The 18,514-nt window shown below is 69.2% G+C and carries 17 protein-coding genes and 1 pseudogene; 8 read left to right on the forward strand and 10 right to left on the reverse strand.

Annotated features, from left to right (window positions below):
• Positions 1-12: 12 nt before the first annotated feature.
• The 3 genes and pseudogenes from ACZ5IK_RS19670 to ACZ5IK_RS19680 all read left to right on the forward strand — a co-directional run.
• A pseudogene (locus tag ACZ5IK_RS19670) lies at positions 13-291 on the forward strand (carboxylesterase/lipase family protein); the annotation flags it as partial.
• Positions 292-391: 100 nt separating this feature from the next.
• Complete coding sequence (locus ACZ5IK_RS19675) at positions 392-1,528, forward strand: FAD-dependent oxidoreductase (protein WP_465488951.1); 1,137 nt, start codon at positions 392-394, stop codon at positions 1,526-1,528.
• A gap of 152 nt (positions 1,529-1,680) precedes the next feature.
• On the forward strand, positions 1,681-3,042 hold the full coding sequence (locus ACZ5IK_RS19680; RefSeq protein ID WP_465488952.1) for a flavin monoamine oxidase family protein: 1,362 nt from the start codon (positions 1,681-1,683) through the stop codon (positions 3,040-3,042).
• Between the two features lie 72 nt (positions 3,043-3,114).
• Here ACZ5IK_RS19680 and ACZ5IK_RS19685 read toward each other — a convergent pair whose 3' ends face one another.
• From ACZ5IK_RS19685 to ACZ5IK_RS19695, 3 genes are all read right to left on the reverse strand, one after another.
• Positions 3,115-3,852, reverse strand: a complete 738-nt coding sequence (locus ACZ5IK_RS19685; protein WP_465488953.1) for a Clp protease N-terminal domain-containing protein — start codon at positions 3,850-3,852, stop codon at positions 3,115-3,117.
• Between the two features lie 94 nt (positions 3,853-3,946).
• Complete coding sequence (locus ACZ5IK_RS19690) at positions 3,947-5,074, reverse strand: C40 family peptidase (protein ID WP_465488954.1); 1,128 nt, start codon at positions 5,072-5,074, stop codon at positions 3,947-3,949.
• Positions 5,074-6,033: a nucleoside hydrolase gene (locus ACZ5IK_RS19695; RefSeq protein WP_465488955.1), complete on the reverse strand. Its 960-nt coding sequence runs from the start codon at positions 6,031-6,033 to the stop codon at positions 5,074-5,076. The genes ACZ5IK_RS19690 and ACZ5IK_RS19695 overlap by 1 nt, the downstream gene beginning before the upstream one ends.
• Positions 6,034-6,086: 53 nt before the next feature.
• On the opposite strand from ACZ5IK_RS19695, the gene ACZ5IK_RS19700 reads away from it, so the two are divergent.
• Positions 6,087-6,845: an acyltransferase gene (locus ACZ5IK_RS19700; protein WP_101610013.1), complete on the forward strand. Its 759-nt coding sequence runs from the start codon at positions 6,087-6,089 to the stop codon at positions 6,843-6,845.
• Here the strand turns inward: ACZ5IK_RS19700 and ACZ5IK_RS19705 are convergent.
• On the reverse strand, positions 6,842-7,408 hold the full coding sequence (locus ACZ5IK_RS19705; protein ID WP_174720453.1) for an NADAR family protein: 567 nt from the start codon (positions 7,406-7,408) through the stop codon (positions 6,842-6,844). The two genes, ACZ5IK_RS19700 and ACZ5IK_RS19705, sit on opposite strands and share 4 nt — an antisense overlap.
• A 91-nt stretch (positions 7,409-7,499) precedes the next feature.
• Between ACZ5IK_RS19705 and ilvA the strand changes: the two genes are divergently transcribed.
• Positions 7,500-8,756 (forward strand): threonine ammonia-lyase IlvA, encoded by a 1,257-nt coding sequence (ilvA, locus tag ACZ5IK_RS19710; RefSeq protein WP_465488956.1) that lies wholly within the window; start codon positions 7,500-7,502, stop codon positions 8,754-8,756.
• Positions 8,757-8,827: 71 nt separating this feature from the next.
• Here ilvA and ACZ5IK_RS19715 read toward each other — a convergent pair whose 3' ends face one another.
• Both ACZ5IK_RS19715 and ACZ5IK_RS19720 read right to left on the reverse strand, forming a co-directional pair.
• Positions 8,828-9,652 (reverse strand): NAD(P)H-binding protein, encoded by an 825-nt coding sequence (locus tag ACZ5IK_RS19715; RefSeq protein ID WP_465488957.1) that lies wholly within the window; start codon positions 9,650-9,652, stop codon positions 8,828-8,830.
• Positions 9,653-9,730: 78 nt separating this feature from the next.
• Complete coding sequence (locus ACZ5IK_RS19720; RefSeq protein WP_465488958.1) at positions 9,731-11,158, reverse strand: short-chain fatty acyl-CoA regulator family protein; 1,428 nt, start codon at positions 11,156-11,158, stop codon at positions 9,731-9,733.
• A gap of 229 nt (positions 11,159-11,387) precedes the next feature.
• On the opposite strand from ACZ5IK_RS19720, the gene aceA reads away from it, so the two are divergent.
• The 3 genes from aceA to ACZ5IK_RS19735 all read left to right on the forward strand — a co-directional run bounded on the left by aceA (position 11,388) and on the right by ACZ5IK_RS19735 (position 14,879).
• Positions 11,388-12,674, forward strand: coding sequence for an isocitrate lyase (gene aceA, locus ACZ5IK_RS19725; RefSeq protein ID WP_101610007.1), 1,287 nt, complete (start codon positions 11,388-11,390; stop codon positions 12,672-12,674).
• A 105-nt stretch (positions 12,675-12,779) separates the two neighbouring features.
• A complete protein-coding gene (aceB, locus tag ACZ5IK_RS19730) occupies positions 12,780-14,384 on the forward strand; it encodes a malate synthase A (protein ID WP_465488959.1) in 1,605 nt (534 codons plus the stop codon).
• Positions 14,385-14,747: 363 nt separating this feature from the next.
• A complete protein-coding gene (locus ACZ5IK_RS19735) occupies positions 14,748-14,879 on the forward strand; it encodes a hypothetical protein (RefSeq protein ID WP_465488960.1) in 132 nt (43 codons plus the stop codon).
• Positions 14,880-15,060: 181 nt separating this feature from the next.
• Here the strand turns inward: ACZ5IK_RS19735 and ACZ5IK_RS19740 are convergent, their stop codons facing one another.
• From ACZ5IK_RS19740 to ACZ5IK_RS19755, 4 genes are all read right to left on the reverse strand, one after another.
• Complete coding sequence (locus ACZ5IK_RS19740) at positions 15,061-16,314, reverse strand: glycosyltransferase family 4 protein (protein ID WP_465488961.1); 1,254 nt, start codon at positions 16,312-16,314, stop codon at positions 15,061-15,063.
• Between the two features lie 112 nt (positions 16,315-16,426).
• The gene (locus ACZ5IK_RS19745) at positions 16,427-16,648 is read right to left on the reverse strand and encodes a hypothetical protein (protein ID WP_465488962.1); all 222 of its coding nucleotides are present in this window, start codon (positions 16,646-16,648) and stop codon (positions 16,427-16,429) included.
• Positions 16,648-17,706 (reverse strand): serine protease, encoded by a 1,059-nt coding sequence (locus ACZ5IK_RS19750; RefSeq protein ID WP_465488963.1) that lies wholly within the window; start codon positions 17,704-17,706, stop codon positions 16,648-16,650. Before ACZ5IK_RS19750 ends, ACZ5IK_RS19745 begins: the two co-directional genes overlap by 1 nt.
• A 310-nt stretch (positions 17,707-18,016) precedes the next feature.
• Entirely contained in the window at positions 18,017-18,505 is a 489-nt protein-coding gene (locus ACZ5IK_RS19755) for a glutathione peroxidase (RefSeq protein ID WP_465488964.1), read from the reverse strand.
• Between the last annotated feature and the right edge of the window lie 9 nt (positions 18,506-18,514).

Consider the following 18,514-nt stretch of genomic DNA (forward strand, 5'->3'; position numbering starts at 1 on the left):
GACGACCGGCACGGCACGGCACGTCTGGCGCGGGCCCACGGCCGCGCCCACATCTATGCGTTCGGCCATCGCTCGACGGCGCTGGACGGACGGCTCGGCGCCGCCCACACCGTCGAGCTGCCGTTCGGTTTCGACCTCGCCGACGAGCCGTGGCTGCACGGGGACACCGGTCTGCTCGGCCCTGATCCCGCCCCGGCAGGCCTCGCGGCCAGGATGCACGGCGCGTGGGTCGCGTTCGCCAAGACCGGGGATCCCGGCTGGACACGGGACGCTGTCGAGTTTTTCGGCTGACAGGGCGTGCCAGGCCGGTGCCAGCGTCGTGTGCGTGGCCTGCCAGCGGTCCGCGACAGTCTCTGGAATGTCATTCCAGTCGCGAACTCGAGGAGTCACCATGCGCACACCGGTCACGATCATCGGAGCCGGACTCGGCGGCCTCACGCTGGCCCGCGTCCTGCACGTCCACGGAATCCCGGCGGAGGTCTACGAAGCGGAAGCGTCCCCCACCGCGCGGGTGCAGGGCGGGATGCTCGACATCCACGACTACAACGGGCAACTCGCCCTCGAGGCGGCGGGCCTGATGGACGAGTTCCAGGGCATCGTCCTGGAGGGCCGCCAGGCGTTGCGGGTCTTCGACATGGACGGGACCGTCCTGTTCGAGAGGGAAGACGACGGCACGGGCGGCCGTCCCGAGGCGCAACGCGGCGATCTGCGGCGGATGCTGATCGATTCGCTCCCCGAAGGCACCGTCCGCTGGGGGTACAAGGTCGTCGGCGTCCGGACGCTCGACGACGGCCGCCACGAGGTGACGTTCGACGACGGCCGCACCGTCGTCGCCGAGCTCCTGGTCGGCGCCGACGGCGCGTGGTCACGCGTCCGGCCGCTGCTGACGGGCGCCACCCCCGAGTACGCCGGCACGTCGATCGTCGAGACCTATCTGTACGACGCCGACACCCGGCACCCCGGCGTGGCGAAAACGGTCGGCGGCGGGTCGATGTTCGGGAACGGGGGAGAACAGGGCCTGAGCATCAACGCCCATCGGGAATCCGGCGACACTCTGCACGCCTACGTGGAACTCGGCAAACCGCTGGACTGGTTCGGCACCGTCGACTTCGCCGACGCCGAGGCCGCCAAGGCGCGGATCGCGGCGGAGTTCGACGGCTGGGCGCCGGAACTCACCGCGCTGATCACCGAAAGCGACATCGCGCCGATCCACCGTCCCGCCTACGCCCTGCCGTTCGGGCTGCGGTGGGACCGCGTCCCGGGGGTGACCCTGCTCGGCGACGCCGCGCATCTCGCGCTGGCGAACGGCGAAGGCGCCAACCTGGCGATGCTCGACGGCGCCGAGCTCGGCAAGGCCCTCGCCGCGCGTCCCGGCGACGTCGAGGCGGCGCTCGCCGAGTACGAACAGGCCATGTTCGTCCGCTGTGAGACGCCCCTCGACGAGGACTTCCTTCTCGAAAGCATCTTCGGCGATGAAGTCCCTGAGCGGTTGCTCGTGATGTTCGAGGCCGTGCTGCGGAAGTCCTAGCTGTAGTGGCCTAGCCGGTTGACACCGCGGTGCTGGGTGGAAAGGATTTGCGCCGACAACCGAAGACAACTCAAGTCAGCGCCGTGGTGGTAGGTGGGTGCGCTGTCGTGTTCGTGCTGGTCGCGAACACGGCTCACCCACCAGGAGGTTTCGTGTCCCACCACCGTTCCGAGATCGATGTCGTCGTGGTCGGCGCCGGTCTGGCCGGTCTCGTCTGCGCCCACCGCCTGCGGCTGCGCGGAGTCCGAGTCCTTGTTCTCGAAGCCTGCGAACAAGCCGGCGGCCGCACCGTCGGCACCGAAGTCGGCGGCGAGCCCGTCGATCTCGGCGGCCAGTTCGTCGGACCAGGTCAGGACCGCGTGTATGCACTGGCCGAGGAACTCGGCGTGGCCATCTTCCCTACCTACGCGGAGGGCGCGAACGTCCTCGAAACCGAGACCGGGCGCTTGCGCAGGTTTCGTGGCATGGCGCCGAAACTCGGCCTGACGGCACTGCTCGACGTCGGGCGGGCCCATTCCCGTCTCGACAGGCTCGCCCGTTCCGTCGACACCGGAGCACCTTGGCGTGGCCCGGACGCGTTCGACGGGCAGACCCTGCGAACCTGGATCGACCGCACCGCGGTGACCCGGGGCGGGCGCCGGTTCCTCACCTTGGCCTGCCAGGCCATCTGGGCCTGCGAGCCGAGTGAACTGTCGCTGCTGCACGCGTTGTTCTACATCAGGTCCGCGGGCAGCCTGTCGGCGTTGACCGACGTCGAAGGCGGCGCGCAGCAGGACCGGTTGGACGGTGGCGCCCACGGCCTCGCCGGAAAGCTCGCCGAGCGGCTGGACACGTCTCTGCGGCTCGGCGCGCCGGTCCGGCGGATCGAGCAGGACGATTCCGGTGTCACGGTGACCGTCGAAGACGGGACCGCGTGGCGGGCCGGATACGGGGTGGTCGCGGCCGCACCGCCGCTCGCGGCCCGGATCGCCTACCATCCGCCGCTGCCGTCCGCCCGCGACAACCTGTTGCAGCGGCTCCCGATGGGCAGCGTGATCAAATGCGTCGCCACGTACGCGGAACCGTTCTGGCGGCAGGCGGAGCTCAGCGGTGCCGCGCTGAGCCTGCGCGGCCCGATCGCGATGACCGCCGACAGCAGCCCGCGGTCCGGCGGCCGGGGCGTCCTGATCGGGTTCGTCACCGGCGCGGCCGCCCGGGACCTCGGCACTCGCTCCCCGGCCGTCCGCCGGGAGGTCCTGCTCGACGCGCTGACCCGCCTCTTCGGTCCCCGAGCCGGTGCGCCCCTGGGCTTCGCCGAGCGGAATTGGAACGAGGAACCGTTCACGCGAGGCGCTTACTCGGCCGTGTTCCCGCCGGGCGCCTGGACCCGGCTCGGCTCCGCGCTGCGTGCTCCGGTCGGCCGGATCCATTGGGCGGGAACGGAAACCTCGCCGCGCTGGTACGGCTACATCGAGGGCGCGGTGCGCTCGGGCGAGGCCGCTGCGGACGCCGTCACGCCACGCCTGCCCCGATGAGCACCAGGATCGCAATGAGCAGCGCCAACGCGGCGGAGGAGAGGAGTCGCGCGAGATGTCCTTTGTGGACTCTCAATCCCCGGCCCGTTCTTCCAGCCGGTCGAGGCGATCGAGGACGGGACGCAGTTCCTGACGGACCGCGGCGGTGATCATGGCCGCGGCGTCCGCAGGTGCCTTGGCGCTCGTCTGGGCGCGGAGGTGGGTGTAGCCGGTGAGCGCGGCCACGACCGTCCGGCGCGCGGTGCGCGGGTCGACGCCCGTCTCCCGCAGGACGTGCCCGGCCGTTCCGTCGGGTTCGCTGACGAGGCCGAGCAGGAGGTGTTCACAGCCGACGTAGTTGTGCCCCAGCGCGAGAGCCTCGGTCACGGCCAGCTCCAGCGCGTTGGCCGCGGGGCCGCTGAACCGTGTCGCCGGCGCGGCTTCGGCGGCCTCCGGCGTCGCGGAGGCGGTGGCCAGCGCGCGTGCCACGTGCGCGGGATCGATCTCCATCGCGCGCAGCACGTGCAGGGCGAGATTGGTCCCTTCGGCGAGCATTCCGTGCAGCAGGTGTTCCGTGCCGACGTCGGCGGCGCCGCTCGCCCGGGCCTGCTCGATCGCGAGTTTGAGCACGGTGCGCGTGCGTTCGGTGAACTGCGAGAGCTGCGCCGTCGGGTCTTCGGTCTCCAGATCGCCCAGCACGGTCGCCCGGATCGCGGTCACACGCCGGACCGACTGCTCCAGCGCCCGCTGGCAGATCGCCGAGACCGGCACCCCGGCCGCCTTGACCCCTTCGGCCAGCTCGTCGGGCAGATACACGTTGATCTTCGGCATTGCGGCCGCTCCTCCCAGTTACTTGTAACCCCATTTATAACCCTACTTGGGGTTAGAGGCAACTGGCGGCGGGTGTTCTGGGTCTTCCGGCTGGTCAGGCGGCCGGGCGGCCCGCTCCGGCGTAGTCGTCGCCCTGCTTCCGGTAGGTGTGCACCTGCACCGCCTGCCCGGTCTGCGGGGCGTCGATCATCTGCTGGTTCCCGATGTACAGCCCGACGTGGTGGATCTTCGTGTTCGGCTCGCCGTAGAAGATCAGGTCGCCGAGCTGGGGATCGTTCACCTTGCTCACGCTGTGGTACTGCGTGTGGGCGGTGCGCATGAGCCTGACGCCGGCGCTGGCGTAGGCGGCCGTCGTCAGGCCGGAGCAGTCGAAACCGGGGTCGCCGCCGCCGGTGCCGTTGCCGCCCCAGACGTAGGGCAGCCCGATCTTGTCGATGGCGAAGTTGACCGCGCTCAGCGCCGCCGCGTTCGGCGGTTGCGGGCTCTGGCCGACGGTGCCGTAGACGTTCACCGTCGCGAGCGTGCGGTGCATCAGCAGCGGAGCGGGCTGCAGTGTGCTCACCGCGTTCCACCACGTCTGGCCCTGGCCGAGGTCGCGGCCGTTCGCGCACAGGGCGCGCCCGGCGGTGAGCGTGGCGTCGTCGATGTTCTGCGGATCCGGCTTGGCCCCGCTCGCCGAAGCCTGGAACCGGCCCCAGACCGACGGCGCCAGTTGCAGCGGCCCGCTCGCGTTCGGGGTGGACACGACCTTGTTGTAGAAGTCGCGGACCTCGACCGTCCCGAGCGGCACGGTCATCACCCCGGCGTCGTTGACGCTCGACCCCTTGGCACGGCCGTGGTCGGAGCCGATCTTCCCGAGCGCGGCCAGCGTCACCCAGGACAGACGGCAGCCCGGCGTGTCCTTGCTCAATGTCACGGTGGTCTTCGCGTAGCCGGTCATCGCGCGCAACGGGATGTCGAGCCAGCCGCTGGTCTTCGACACCCATGCGTCGAATTCCTTGCCCATTTGCTGCGGGACCTTCGGCTGTTCCTTCGGCATCTCCGCGGGCGCGGACGACGACGTCGGCGGCGCGGGGACGACCGACGACTGGACGGCGGCGGCTTCCGGCTTCGGCTCGTCCTTCGGCGCGAAGGTGATGGCGGCGACCAGGGCGGCGCCCGCGACGACGACCGCGGCGATGATCACCGGAAGTCTGCGGCGGCGGGAAGTTTCCTGTTCCATCACAGACCCCCGACGATGCGGCTGAGCACGAACTCGCGGAAGGCGTCGACGTCGGTGGTCAGCGCGACGTCGATGGTGCGGCCCGGCACGGCCTGCGGATCGGTGCTCCGCAGCCTTCGCCGGTCCACCAGTGTCGCGCCGCGCGCGGGGCCGAAGCCGCACTCGACGTCCACGGGGTACGCCTCGGTGCCGAGGATGCCCGGCCGGATCGCCTCGGCCACCGCGACCGCGTCGTGCATGACCATCCCGGGGAAACCGAGGACGGGGGTGTAGTGCTGGACGTACGTGGGCGTGAGCGCCTCGAGTGCCGCGCCGAGCGGGCCGGACGCGGCGAGTTTGCCGAGCCAGGCCGTGTCGACCGAGCACTGGTGCGTGAGATCCAGCGGGACCAGCACCGTCGGGATGTCCCCGTCGAGCAGTACCCGGCGGGCGGCCTCGGGATCGCTCCAGATGTTGAATTCGGCGGCCGTGGTGGAGTTCCCCTTGGCCACCCCGCCGCCCATGATGACGATCCGGCCGATCTTCTCGCGGATCTGCGGATGGGCCGCCAGCAGCAGCGCGATGTTCGTGAGCGGGCCGATCGGGGCGATGGTCACCGGCTCGTCGGCGGCTTCCAGCAGATCCACCAGCAGGCGGACGGCGCCGCGTTCGTCGAGTGCGCGCTTCGCCTCCGGCAGGGTGCCGGCGTGCCCGGAAAGACCGTCCTGACCATGGACGAAGCCGGCGGGTTTGGCGTTGTCGTACACCAGCGGCCGCTCCGCGCCGGCGGCGACGGGGACGTCTTCGCGGCCGAAAAGCTGCAACAGGTTGCGGGCGTTGGCGGTGGTGTGACTCAACGGCACGTTGCCGAACACCGTGGTCACGCCCAGCAGGTCGACGTCCTCGGCTTGCGTGGCCAAGGCCAGCGCGAAGGCGTCGTCGACCCCCGGGTCCGTGTCGATGATCAGCTTGGTGCCCATACGCGTGCTCCCCTTTGCGGTCGGCGGCCTGATCACAGGTTACGGTCACCGGTATGACGTCCATGTGGGGTGCGCCCGCGTTGTCGCGGCTCCGCGCTTGGGGCCAGGCCCGTCGTGATCCGCGTCAGGCGAAGTTCCTGACCAAGGATTCGCTGCGCTGGGTGCTGCGAAACCGCGCGTACACGCCTTGGTACCTGGTCCGGTACTGGCGGCTGATGAAGTTCCGCGTCGCGAATCCGCACATCATCCTGCGCGGCATGGTGTTCCTCGGCAAGGACGTCGAGATCCACTGCCGTCCCGGCTACGGGCGGCTGGAGATCGGCCGCTGGGTGCACATCGGCGACGGCAACGCGATCCGCTGCCACGAGGGTTCGCTGCGCATCGGCGACAAGGCGGTGTTCGGGCGCCAGAACGTCCTCAACGGCTATCTCGACATCGAACTCGGCGCGGCCACGCTCGTCGCGGACTGGGTGTACATCTGCGACTTCGACCATGTCACCACCGACATCACCGTCCCGATCAAGGATCAGGGCATCGTGAAGTCGCCGGTGCGGATCGGGCCGGACACCTGGATCGGCACCAAGGTCTCCGTGCTCAAGGGCACGCGGGTCGGCCGCGGCTGCGTCCTCGGCGCGCACGCGGTGGTGCGGGGCGACATCCCGGACTACTCGATCGCCGTCGGCTCGCCTGCCCGCGTGGTGCGGAACCGGCAGGACGACTACGCCGCCGACGCCGCGCGTCGCGAGGCTGTCGCGGACATGGCGCGCAAGGCGAACAAGGCGCTCCAGAAGACCCTGGGCGTGGACAACTAGCCGCGCAGCTGCTCGCGGACCTCCATGAGCGCGAAGCCCAGGAGGTTCTGCCCGCGCCAGTAGTCGGGGCGCGTGGCGTTCTTGTCGTCACGGGCGACGCCGCTGCCCCAGACGAGGTCCATTTTCGAGGCCTCGACGATCACCTTGTCGCCCGTGCTCAGCAGGAACTCGCTCAGTTCGGCGTGCTGGCGGAACTTCTCCAGGTTCCCGTCGACGACGATGTCGAAGCGGTGCCGCTCCCACTTGTCCCCGTCGAAGCCAGAGACCTCGCGGCCGAGGATCTTGGCGGTTTTGGGGTCCGGCGCCTGACGGATGTTCTCCGCGGCCTCGTAATCACCGAACAGTTCGGCCTTGCTCGCCATCATGTAGTGCTCGGCCGTCGGGTACCGCTCGCCGCCCGCGACGAACGGCGCCAGCCACCACTGGCTCAGGCAGGCCGCGTTGACCCGGCCGCTCTTGAGCGGGGTGTGGCCGTAGAAGAGCTGGTACTCGGGCTCCGCGCCACTGTGGACCAGCTCGCGCAACGCATCGAGACTCCGGACTCCGTCGACCTTGCTCACCATGGCGACCAGTGGACCACAAGCCACCGACATCCCGCGCACCCACTGGACCACTCTCCGACGTGGCCCGAGGTGGTAGGTACATTCAGCATTCGTGCAAGGGATCGAAACGGTGAACGCCCGAACGGTCGAAGAGGCCGCGAAACGACTGGCCGGGGTGGTGACCCGCACGCCGCTGGAACCGAACGAGCGGCTCTCGGCGCGGGTCGACGCCCGGGTCTGGCTCAAACGCGAAGACCTCCAGACCGTGCGTTCGTACAAGATCCGCGGTGCTTACAACTTCATCGTCCAGCTCGACGCGGCGCACCGGGAACGCGGCGTCGTCTGCGCGAGCGCGGGCAATCACGCGCAGGGTGTCGCGTACGCGTGCCGCCGTCTCGGCGCGACAGGCCGCGTCTACGTGCCCGGCACGACTCCCCGGCAGAAGCGCGAGCGGATCGCGACGCTGGGCGGTTCGCATATCGAGGTCATCGTCGTCGGCGAGACCTACGAAGACGCCTTCACCGCCGCGAAGCAGGACGCGGAGAGCACCGGCGCGACGCTGGTCCCCGCTTTCGACGCGCCGGAGACGGTCGCCGGACAGGGCACGGTCGCGATGGAGGTCGTCGCGCAGCTCGGGTTCGTCCCGGACGTCATGGTGGTGCCGGTCGGCGGCGGCGGCCTGCTCGCGGGGATCGCCGCGTGGGCCGCGGAGCGGGCGCCGGAGATGCGGATCGTCGGGGTCGAACCGGCGGGCGCGACCTGTATGGCCGCCGCGCTCGCGGCAGGTGAGCCGGTGCGGCTCGAAGGTGTCGACACGTTCGTCGACGGTGCGGCGGTCGCGCTGGCCGGATCGGTGACGTATCCGCTGGTCCGCGACGGCGGCGTCGAACTCACCGACGTCGCCGAGGGCGCGGTGTGCACGGAAATGCTCGCGATGTACCAGTCCGATGGCGTGATAGCCGAACCCGCGGGCGCGCTCGCGGCCGCCTCGCTGGGGTCGACGGTGAAGATCGATCCCGGCCAGATCGTGGTGTGCGTCGTGTCCGGCGGCAACAACGACGTCAGCCGCTACGGCGAAGTGCTCGAACGGTCGCTGATCCACGAAGGACTGAAGCACTACTTCCTGGTGGGATTCCCGCAGGAGCCCGGCGCGCTGAGGCGGTTCCTCGACGAGGTCCTCGGGCCGGACGACGACATCACGCGGTTCGAGTACGTGAAGCGCAACAGCCGCGAGACCGGCCCGGCGCTGATCGGCATCGAACTCGCGCGGGCCGGTGACCTCGAAGGCCTGCTGCACCGGCTGGACGTGAGCCCGCTGCAGGTGGAGCGCGTCGAACCCGGCAGCCCGCGCTTCCACTTCTTGGTCTGACGCCCCGCGTTTCGTCCTCTAGTTGCGGTCCTTGCGCGTGCAACTACCGCAACTAGAGGACGAAACGCGGGCTAGCGGAAGGCGGCCAGGTGGGTTCGGGCCCAGGCGGCGAACGGCCGCGGCTCCCGTCCGGTGAGGTCCTGGACGGCACCCGTGACCTCGGAGTCGTCGAACTCGCCCTCGGCGAAGAAGCGGAAGAAGGCGTCGACGTACTTCTCCGGCATCTCCCCGCTCATCTTCACTCGCGCTTCGGCGTTCGACAGCGGCTCCAGCCGCAGGTCGCGGCCCAGCAGTTCGCCCAGCACCCGCAGCCTGTCGGCGGGCAGGAGCGAGCCGGGACCGGTGATGGCGTACGCCCGCCCCTCGTGCCCCGGCGTGGTCAGGGATTCCGCGGCGACGGCGGCGACGTCGTACGGATCGATCGTCGCCACCGGCACGTTCGCGAACGGCTCGCGGACGACGTCGCCCGCCCGGAGCTGCGCGGCCCATTGCAGCGTGTTCGACATGAACCCGCTCGGCCGCAGGAACGTCCACGCCAGCTCCGACGCGCGCACCGCCGCCTCGGCCGCCATGTGCGTCCCGGCCACGGCGTTGTCCGCGTGCCCGCCGGCGACCGAACGCGACGACAGCAGGGTGACCTGCTCGACGCCCGCGTCCCGCATCACCTCGAGCGCGCCCGCCATGTCGTCGTAGCCGCCGAGCAGGAACACCGCCCGGACACCGTCCAGCGCGGGTTTCAGGCCGTCCGGTTCGTTGAGATCGCCCGGCACGCCTTCGGCCCCGTCCGGCAGCGGACGCGGCGTGCGGACCAGCGCCCGGACGGGATGCCCGCCGCGCGCCAGGATTGTGGTCAGTTCCGTGCCGACGTTCCCGCCTGCTCCGGTCACCAAGATCATGAAGTTCTCCCCAGTGCGGTGGCCGCCGTCACAGGCGACGGCCGTCGTCGGCAACCCTGCCAGGGAGATCAAGACGGCTCAAGGCGCCTTGGGCACCGCCGGGTACGGGACGAAGGTGCTGGTGTTCTCGTCGACGGTCAGCTGCTTGCCGATCGTCGGGAACGCGCGCTGCGAGCAGGCCGGGCGTTCGCAGACTTTGCAACCCATGCCGATCGGGGTGGCCGCGTCGCGGTCGTCGAGATCGAGCCCGGTCGAATAGATCAGCCGTTTCGCGTGCCGTAGTTCGCAGCCGAGGCCGACGGTGAACGTCTTGCCGGGGCTGCCGTAGCCGCCGATGTTGCGGGACACCGTCCGCGCGATCCAGAAATAGCTCTTGCCGTCGGGAAGGGTCGCGATCTGGGTGAGGATCTTGCCCGGCTGGGTGAACGCCTCGTAGATGTTCCACAGTGGACAGGCGCCGCCGACCCGGGAGAAGTGGAAACCGGCCGCGGACTGGCGTTTCGACATGTTCCCCGCCCGGTCGACGCGCACGAACGAGAACGGCACGCCGCGGTTCTTCGGCCGCTGCAACGTCGAGAGCCGGTGGCAGACCGTCTCGAAGCCGACGCCGAAGTGGTCGCACAGCCGCTCGATGTCGTAGCGGAAGCGTTCCGCGGTGGAGAGGAACGGTCCATAGGGGAGGATCAGGGCGCCCGCGAAGTAGTTCGCCAGCCCGACCCTCGCCAGCGAACGCGCGGCGGGACCGGAGAAGGCCCACGAGTCGGCGAGTTCGGTGATCAGGTCGTCGTAGTCGAGCAGGGCGATCTGCGAGGCCATCCGGAACGCCTGCTGCCCGACGCGCAGGCTCGGGGCCAGCCGCAGCACCCGCGGACCCGGTTCGTACCGGTGCTGTTCGCCGTTGGCCTCGTCGATGCCCTCGTTCGTGACGTCGACGCCGTAGCGCTGGGTCAGCGTCTCCTTCAGCGCCACGAGCACCCGGCCGCGCTGCAGCGGGATGTCGTGCGCCATCCGTTCGGCGCGTTCGTCCAGTTCGGCGACGTAGTTCTCCCGCTCGTAGAAGAAGTCCCGGACCTCTTCGTGCGGCAACGACCCGGCCGCGCTGCCGTGCATGCCCAGCCCGTTCTCCGTGGTCAGCGCGGCGGTGTTCTCGACCGAGTTGCGGTAGCTGCGATGCAGTTTGACCAGTGCTTGCGCGATCGTCGGCAGGTTCGTGGCGAGGTCGTTCAGTTCGCTGGTCGTGACGTCCACGCCGAGGACCTCGTCGAGCAGGGCTTCCTTCACGTCCGCGACAAGCCGTGCGGTGTCGTTGTTCGCGAAGAACTCGGTGTCCACTCCGAACGCTTGAGTGATGCGAAGGAGCACCGGGACGGTCAGAGGACGCGAGTTGTGCTCGATCTGGTTGAGGTAACTGGGTGAGATCTCCAGCACACGAGCGAGATCCGCCTGGCTCATCGACCGGCTTTCGCGCAGATGCCGAAGCTTCGCTCCGGCGAAGGTTTTGTCCACGCTGGCCTCTCTGTCCGCAAGGTTTCCGGGCCTGAACGATTCAGTTAACGGTCAAGCCCGTGGATTTTCGCTCAGCTTGCGAACCTGCGATTCGCAACCTTTGCAAGATGCTACGGAAGCTTCGCAGAAATTGGCAAATTGGAGGCCTGGATCGGATTTCCCCTGTCATGTCAGGGTCGGATCACCGAAAGGCGATCACTCGCAAACTTCGCAACACCGGGAGAATCCGATGACTGAGCACGCGCAGCAGCTCGAGAAGGCGGCGGCCGAACTGACCAAGCAGTGGGAGACCGACCCCCGCTGGGCGGGAGTGAAGCGGTCGTACTCGGCCGCTGACGTGGTCAAGCTGCGCGGCAGCGTGGTCGAGGAGCACACGCTCGCCCGCCGCGGTGCCGAGAAGCTTTGGGACCTCCTGCACACCGAGGACTACGTCCACTCGCTGGGCGCGCTGACCGGCAACCAGGCGGTGCAGCAGGTCCGCGCCGGCCTCAAGGCCATCTACCTGTCCGGCTGGCAGGTCGCCGCCGACGCCAACCTCTCCGGCCAGACCTACCCGGACCAGAGCCTCTACCCGGCCAACTCGGTGCCCGCCGTCGTCCGCCGCATCAACAACGCGCTGGGCCGCGCCGACCAGATCAACTGGGCCGAGGGCAACACCGACACCGACTGGTTCGCCCCGATCGTCGCCGACGCCGAGGCCGGCTTCGGCGGCCCGCTCAACGCCTTCGAGCTGATGAAGGGCATGATCGCCGCCGGTGCCGCGGGTGTGCACTGGGAGGACCAGCTCGCGTCCGAGAAGAAGTGCGGCCACCTCGGCGGCAAGGTGCTGATCCCGACCAAGCAGCACGAGCGCACGCTGAACGCCGCCCGCCTCGCCGCGGACGTGCTGAACGTGCCGTCGCTGATCGTCGCCCGCACCGACGCCCAGGCCGCGACGCTGATCACCAGCGACGTCGACGAGCGTGACCGCAAGTACGTCACCGGCGAGCGCACCGCCGAGGGCTTCTACAACGTCACCAACGGCATCGACCCCTGTATCGACCGCGGTCTGGCCTACGCCGAGTACGCCGACCTGCTGTGGATGGAGACCTCCAAGCCGGACCTCGAGGTCGCCCGCCAGTTCGCCGAGGCGATCAAGGCGAAGTACCCGGACCAGATGCTGGCCTACAACTGCTCGCCGTCGTTCAACTGGAAGAAGCACCTGGACGACGCGACGATCGCGAAGTTCCAGCGCGAGCTCGGCCACATGGGCTACAAGTTCCAGTTCATCACCCTGGCAGGCTTCCACGCCCTGAACTACTCGATGTTCGACCTGGCGCACGGTTACGCCCGCGAAGGCATGACCGCCTACGTCGACCTGCAGGAGCGCGAGTTCGCTTCGGAGGACCGCGGTTACACCGCCACGAAGCACCAGCGCGAGGTCGGCACCGGCTGGTTCGACAACGTCGCGACCGCGCTGAACCCGACCAGCTCCACGACCGCGCTCGCCGGTTCCACCGAGGCCGAGCAGTTCTGATCCCTCGCAAGTAGGTGAAGAGGTGGCGGTCTTTCGACCCCGGGAGACCGCCACCTCCCCTCTTCCCCTCTAACTCTCTTTCGCGAAGCCCAGCGGAGGCACACCATGGTTGAGAAGCTGAACTACCGGACCGACGTCTGCGGACCCGCCGGAGCCCGGTTCGACGAGATCCTCACCCCGGCCGCGCTGGACTTCGTGGCCAAGCTCGACAACGCGTTCGCCGGTCGTCGCCGTGAACTGCTCGACGCCCGCCGCTTGCGCCGCGAAGAGCTGCAGTCCGGCGAGAAGCCGCTGGGCTTCCTGCCCGAGACGCGCTCGATCCGCGAAGACAGCAGCTGGTCGGTCGCCCCGGCCGCGCCCGGTCTCGAAGACCGTCGCGTCGAGATCACCGGCCCGACCGACCGCAAGATGACGGTCAACGCGCTCAACTCCGGCGCCAAGGTCTGGCTCGCCGACTTCGAGGACGCGACCTCGCCGACCTGGCACAACGTCATCGACGGCCAGCTCAACCTGTTCGACGCGATCCGCCGCAACATCGACTTCACCACCGAGGCGGGCAAGCGCTACACGATCGGCGACGAGCCCGCGACGATCGTCGCCCGTCCGCGCGGCTGGCACCTGGTGGAGAAGCACATCCGCATCGACGGCCGCCCGGTTTCGGCGAGCCTGGTCGACTTCGGCCTCTACTTCTTCCACAACGCGCGCCAGCTGCTGGCCCGCGGCAGCGGCCCGTACTTCTACCTGCCGAAGCTCGAAAACCACCTCGAAGCGCGGCTGTGGAACGACGTCTTCCTGCTGGCGCAACGGGAACTGGGCATCCCGCGCGGCACGATCCGGGCGACCGTGCTGATCGAGACGATCACCGCCGCGTTCGAGATGGAGGAGATCCTCTACGAACTGCGCGAGCACATCGCCGGGCTCAACGCCGGCCGCTGGGACTACATCTTCAGCGTCATCAAGAACTTCTCCTCGCACGGCGCGGACTTCGTGCTCCCGGACCGCGCGCAGGTGACGATGACCGTCCCGTTCATGCGGGCCTACACCGAACTGCTGGTGAGCACCTGCCACCAGCGCGGGGCGCACGCCATCGGCGGGATGGCCGCGTTCATCCCGAGCAAGGACCCGGAGATCAACGCGACCGCGCTCGAAAAGGTCCGCCAGGACAAGGAGCGCGAGGCGAACGACGGCTTCGACGGCTCGTGGGTCGCGCACCCCGGCCTCGTCCCGGTCTGCCGCGAGGTGTTCGACGGTGTCCTCGGCGGCTGGCCCAACCAGCTCGGCAAGCTCCGTGAAGACGTCGTCGTCACCGCCGAGGACCTGCTCGACGTCGCCAGCGCCGGTGGCGAGGTCACCGAAGCCGGTGTCCGCGCCAACATCAACGTCGCGCTGCGCTACATCGACGCCTGGCTGCGCGGGACCGGCGCGGCGGCCATCCACAACCTGATGGAGGACGCGGCCACCGCCGAGATCGCGCGCTGCCAGATCTGGCAGTGGATCCGCAACGGCACCAAGCTCGAAGACGGCACCGCGCTCACCCACGAACTCGCCGTGTCCTATTTGGACGAAGAGCTGGCATCGGTGCGATCCGAACTGGGCGAGGGCAACCGCCTCGGCGACGCCTACGAGATCTTCACCGAGACCGCGCTGGGCGAGAAGTTGCCGAGCTTCCTCACCACCGGCGCGTACGCGCGGTACCTGACCACGCACTGACAAAGGCTCCGGCCGCCCCTACCTGACGCGGGGCGGCCGGGTTCCACACCGGTTTGGGACGGTGTGGCCCACCGGGTCCGGTGGCGGTGGCTCCCCGCCGCCGGACCCGATTTCACGCGCGCGCTCCTTCCGGTAGCGCTGTCGGGCGCGCGCTGTCGCGGAAGCCCCGCTCACCCTCACACCGGGGTGGGCGGGGCTTTCGCGGACTTGGGCCTGCTGTCGCGCTGACCAGCGGAAAGGGATGACCGGTCACGGACCGCGATTAGGTAGCGGTACCTAGTGATACCCCCGTTGTTTCCGCGGCGGGTCGCGCGGATGCTCGGCGCCGGGTGGGAAATCCGCCCGGATCTCCGAGGAGCCACCATGAAGAAGCAGTTGAGCAGGGTCTTGGCCACAGCTTTCGCCGTCCTCGCGGTTGCCCTCGCCGCACCGGCCGTGTCGGCTTCGGTGACGGTCTCGGCGCAGCCGGACTGTGTCCGGCCCTGCCACTTCTGATCTTCGTCACCTGGAGCAGTCCCGGGGGTCGCGCCCCTCGCGACCCGCGACGCTCGTGGAGGGGGTCCGGGTCCCCCGACGGCCCGGATTCCCCTCCGCCCCCGTTCCGGATGTCATGAAAGGGGCTTTCAAGACAAAATTTGTCCTGAAAGCCCCTTTCATGACATCCGGGGGTGGCCGCTCACGGCTCGAACGCGTTGCCCGTCGCGATCTTCGGGCGGCCCAGTTCCACCGGTTCCCCGACGCGAGTCCGCCGGTAGACCGCGGCGGTCGCCTCGGCGATCCGGCCCCAGTCGAAGTCCGCGGCCAGGCGCGACTGCGCGGTCAGCGCCCGTCGCGCGGCGGCGACCTCGTCGTCCAGTACCGCTTCGACGGCGTCCCCGAGCGCGTCGACGTCGCCGGGGCTGAACGCCAGGCCGGTCTCGCCGTCGACGACGACCTCGCCGAGCCCGCCGGCGGTGGACGCCACGAGCGGCGCCTTCGCGGCGGCGGCTTCCAGCGCGACGATCCCGAACGGCTCGTACCGGCTGGGCAGCACGACGGCGTCGGCCGCGGCCAGCACGGCGCGCAGTTCACGGTCGGACAGGTGCCCGACGAAGTCCACCGCGCGGCGGACGCGCAGCTTGCGCGCCTGATCGACCAGTTCCTCCAGATGCCTGCCCTTGCCCGCGACGACCAGCCTGGTCCCCGGTTTGGCGCGGCGGATCCGGGGGAGCGCGGCGAGCAGGTCCTGCACGCCCTTCTCCCATTCCAGCCGTCCGAAGTAGAGGAGCAGCGGCGCGCCGGAGGGGCTGTAGACCTCCCGCGCGTGCGCGACCTCTTCCGCGGGCACCTGCCAGGTGCGTTCTTCGATGCCGTTGTGGATCACGGTGACCGCGTCGCCGTCGACCTCGAACAGTTGCGACACTTCGCGGCGCATGGCCTGCGAACAGGTGATGAGCGCGTCCGAGCGGTTCGCGAGCCACCATTCGACCGAGTGAACCTGCTGGTTCAGCGGATGCGAGAGCCAGCCGGAGTGCCGTCCGGCCTCGGTGGCGTGGATCGTGCCGACCAGCGGGACCCGCGCGGCCTCGGCGATCGCGATCGCGGGGTGGGTGACCAGCCAGTCGTGCGCGTGCACGACGTCCGGCTGCCAGGTGCGCAGCAGGTCGGTCGCGGCGCGGACCATCGCGTGCCCCATGGCCAGCGTCCACGCGACGAGGTCCCGTTCGAAGGTCACGTGCATCGGATCCTCGGCGACCCGGATGATCCGCACGCCCTCGACCACGCGATCGGTCCTCGGGTGGGTCTCGGCGTCGGTGCCCGCCGTGTGACGGCACAGGACGACCACGTCGTGCCCCTGCCGGACGAGATGCCTGGCCAGGGCGTGGACGTGCCGTGCGAGTCCGCCGACGACCACGGGTGGGTACTCCCACGACAACATCAGCACGCGCATGGGTGGAGGTTACTCGTGAGTCGGTCTTCGCCGCCGGGGCGATCGCCCCGGCGGCGAAAGATGACGCTGACCTCGGCACAGCTGACCAAGCGCCATGCCGAGGCCAGGCGGGTCACTCCGGCAGAGCCTCCACCGGGCCGCCGGAATCACGGACCCGGACGGGCACCCCGAGCAGCTGGGAAGGCAGCCGCCCGGGATCGTGACCGGGGGTCATCCACACGTCGATCGTGGGTGCCCCCTCGGCCTCGCCCTGTCCGACCCCCACCACCCCGGGGACGTCGTCGAGCCAGCGCGACGCGGTGATCAGCGCGGCGTCGACGGTGTCGTCCGCCACTACGGGTGCACCTTGATCCCGAGCGCGGCCTCGACCATCGTGATCCGGTTGACCACGGTGACCACGGGCGAACCCGCGAACAGCAGGCCGACGGCGTTCTCGTTCAGGTCCGCCACGATGCTGCCCGAATCGCCACCGGCCGACATGTCGGTGGTGAGCAACTGCTGCGCGAACCGGGCCACCCGGCCGCCGCCGTAGTTGACGTCGACGGTCGCGTTGATGTTCGTGATGGTCCCGGTCGTCCAGCTGGTGGTCCGCCCGGTCTTCTGCACCCGGGTGCCGACGCCCGGCGCCGCGTTGACGCCCCTGAGGTCGCCGACCCAGAAGATCCGCCGGTCGAGGTCGTGGAACTGGCCTTCGGCGATGGCCGCGTCGACGAAGTTCAGCGGGACCGGCTGCCCGGGGGTGATGAACTTGAGCGGCACGTAGCGGCTCAACCTGGCGATGACGTCGCTGGGGATGACACCGCCGTCGAACGGGCCCGGCTGCAGGATCGGGTCGCCGATGGCGGCGGCGTTCGAGTTGGCCAGCACGTGGTTGTTGCTCAGGATGTAGTACCTGGGCGGTTTGCCGGGCAGCGCGGGGGCGTCGTAGACGGCGGTGCCGTACGTGCCCGCGGTGATCTGGAAGTGGCCGACACTCAGCCCGCCGAACGCCGGGCGGAACCGCCTGGCCAGCGTGAACGGGTCGACCATGTCACGGAGTTCCTCCTGGCGGGACGGCTGCGTCGCCGGTGCCTCGTCGTGCACCGGGGAGACACCGTTGACCTTCGGCGTCGTGAGGGTCCGGCCCGCTTGCAGTACCCCGACCTCCTGGACGTCGACGAGAACCCCCGACAGCTTCGCGGGGATGAGGTCGTCGTCGCGGAGCATTTCCTTCGGCAGCTTCGTGTCCACCAGGACCGTGATCGCCTTTTCCCCGGTGTCCGTTCCGCCCGACCACTTGGTGCCGAGTGCGACACCCACCACGTTCCGCCTGTCGAGCAGGTCGTTCTCTTCGGTCGCCTGCACACTCGCGAGTGAGGCGAATTCCTTCGGGATCATGTTCTTTTCGATCATTTCGGCCACACTTTTCTGGTTGTCGGCGTTGACGAAATGCGAGCTCGGATGAGCTTGTTTCCAGTGGTGTGCGGGGAGCCCCGACGAACGAGTCTTCCCCTGTGCGGGTGGCCGCGCCATAGTGCAATCGGGTACACCGATTCATCCGCCGGACGTCAGGATTTCCCTTGTGTGGCAAGGCATTGTGATCGATGAACAGAACATCGCGCGAACGGTCGAGGTATTTAGGGACTTTGGTCCCCACTTCGCCGGAAAAAGAAACGGGCGGTTCGGAGAGATCACTCCGGAACCGCCCGTGGCAGGGAATCGATCAGGCGCCGACGGTGGCCTCGATCGCCTTGGTGATCGCTTCGTCCTCGGGTTCGGTGCGCGGGCGGAATCGGCCCACCACTTCACCGGACGGGGCGACGAGGAACTTCTCGAAGTTCCACTGCACGTCGCCGGCGGCGCCTTCCGCGTCGGCAGCCTTGGCCAGCTCGGCGTAGAGCGGGTGACGGCTTTCCCCGTTGACGTCCAGCTTCGCGAACAGCGGGAACGAAACCCCGTACGTCGTCGAGCAGAAGGTCTGGATCTCCTCGGCGGTACCCGGCTCCTGGCCCGCGAACTGGTTGCACGGGAACCCGACGACGGAGAAACCCTTGTCCGCGTAGCGTTCCTGCAGCTTCTCCAGTCCGGTGTACTGCGGCGTCAGGCCGCATTTCGACGCCACGTTCACCACCAGCAGCGTCTTGCCCTCGAGCGCGCCGAGCGTGGTGTCCTCGTCCGCGAGCGTCTTCAGCGGAATGTCGTGGATCCCCATGATTCCCCT

It is taken from the genome of Amycolatopsis sp. NPDC031561 (genome assembly GCF_055580625.1).

Bases quoted from the DNA above. Each gene is read 5' to 3' on its own strand.
- ACZ5IK_RS19675 (WP_465488951.1), top strand. From the start codon at position 392: ATGCGCACACCGGTCACGATCATCGGAGCCGGACTCGGCGGCCTCACG.
- ACZ5IK_RS19685 (WP_465488953.1), bottom strand. From the start codon at position 3,852: ATGCCGAAGATCAACGTGTATCTGCCCGACGAGCTGGCCGAAGGGGTC.
- ACZ5IK_RS19690 (WP_465488954.1), bottom strand. From the start codon at position 5,074: ATGGAACAGGAAACTTCCCGCCGCCGCAGACTTCCGGTGATCATCGCC.
- ACZ5IK_RS19695 (WP_465488955.1), bottom strand. From the start codon at position 6,033: ATGGGCACCAAGCTGATCATCGACACGGACCCGGGGGTCGACGACGCC.
- ACZ5IK_RS19700 (WP_101610013.1), top strand. From the start codon at position 6,087: ATGACGTCCATGTGGGGTGCGCCCGCGTTGTCGCGGCTCCGCGCTTGG.
- ACZ5IK_RS19705 (WP_174720453.1), bottom strand. From the start codon at position 7,408: ATGGTGAGCAAGGTCGACGGAGTCCGGAGTCTCGATGCGTTGCGCGAG.
- ACZ5IK_RS19715 (WP_465488957.1), bottom strand. From the start codon at position 9,652: ATGATCTTGGTGACCGGAGCAGGCGGGAACGTCGGCACGGAACTGACC.
- aceA (WP_101610007.1), top strand. From the start codon at position 11,388: ATGACTGAGCACGCGCAGCAGCTCGAGAAGGCGGCGGCCGAACTGACC.
- aceB (WP_465488959.1), top strand. From the start codon at position 12,780: ATGGTTGAGAAGCTGAACTACCGGACCGACGTCTGCGGACCCGCCGGA.
- ACZ5IK_RS19735 (WP_465488960.1), top strand. From the start codon at position 14,748: ATGAAGAAGCAGTTGAGCAGGGTCTTGGCCACAGCTTTCGCCGTCCTC.
- ACZ5IK_RS19740 (WP_465488961.1), bottom strand. From the start codon at position 16,314: ATGCGCGTGCTGATGTTGTCGTGGGAGTACCCACCCGTGGTCGTCGGC.
- ACZ5IK_RS19750 (WP_465488963.1), bottom strand. From the start codon at position 17,706: ATGATCGAAAAGAACATGATCCCGAAGGAATTCGCCTCACTCGCGAGT.
- ACZ5IK_RS19755 (WP_465488964.1), bottom strand. From the start codon at position 18,505: ATGGGGATCCACGACATTCCGCTGAAGACGCTCGCGGACGAGGACACC.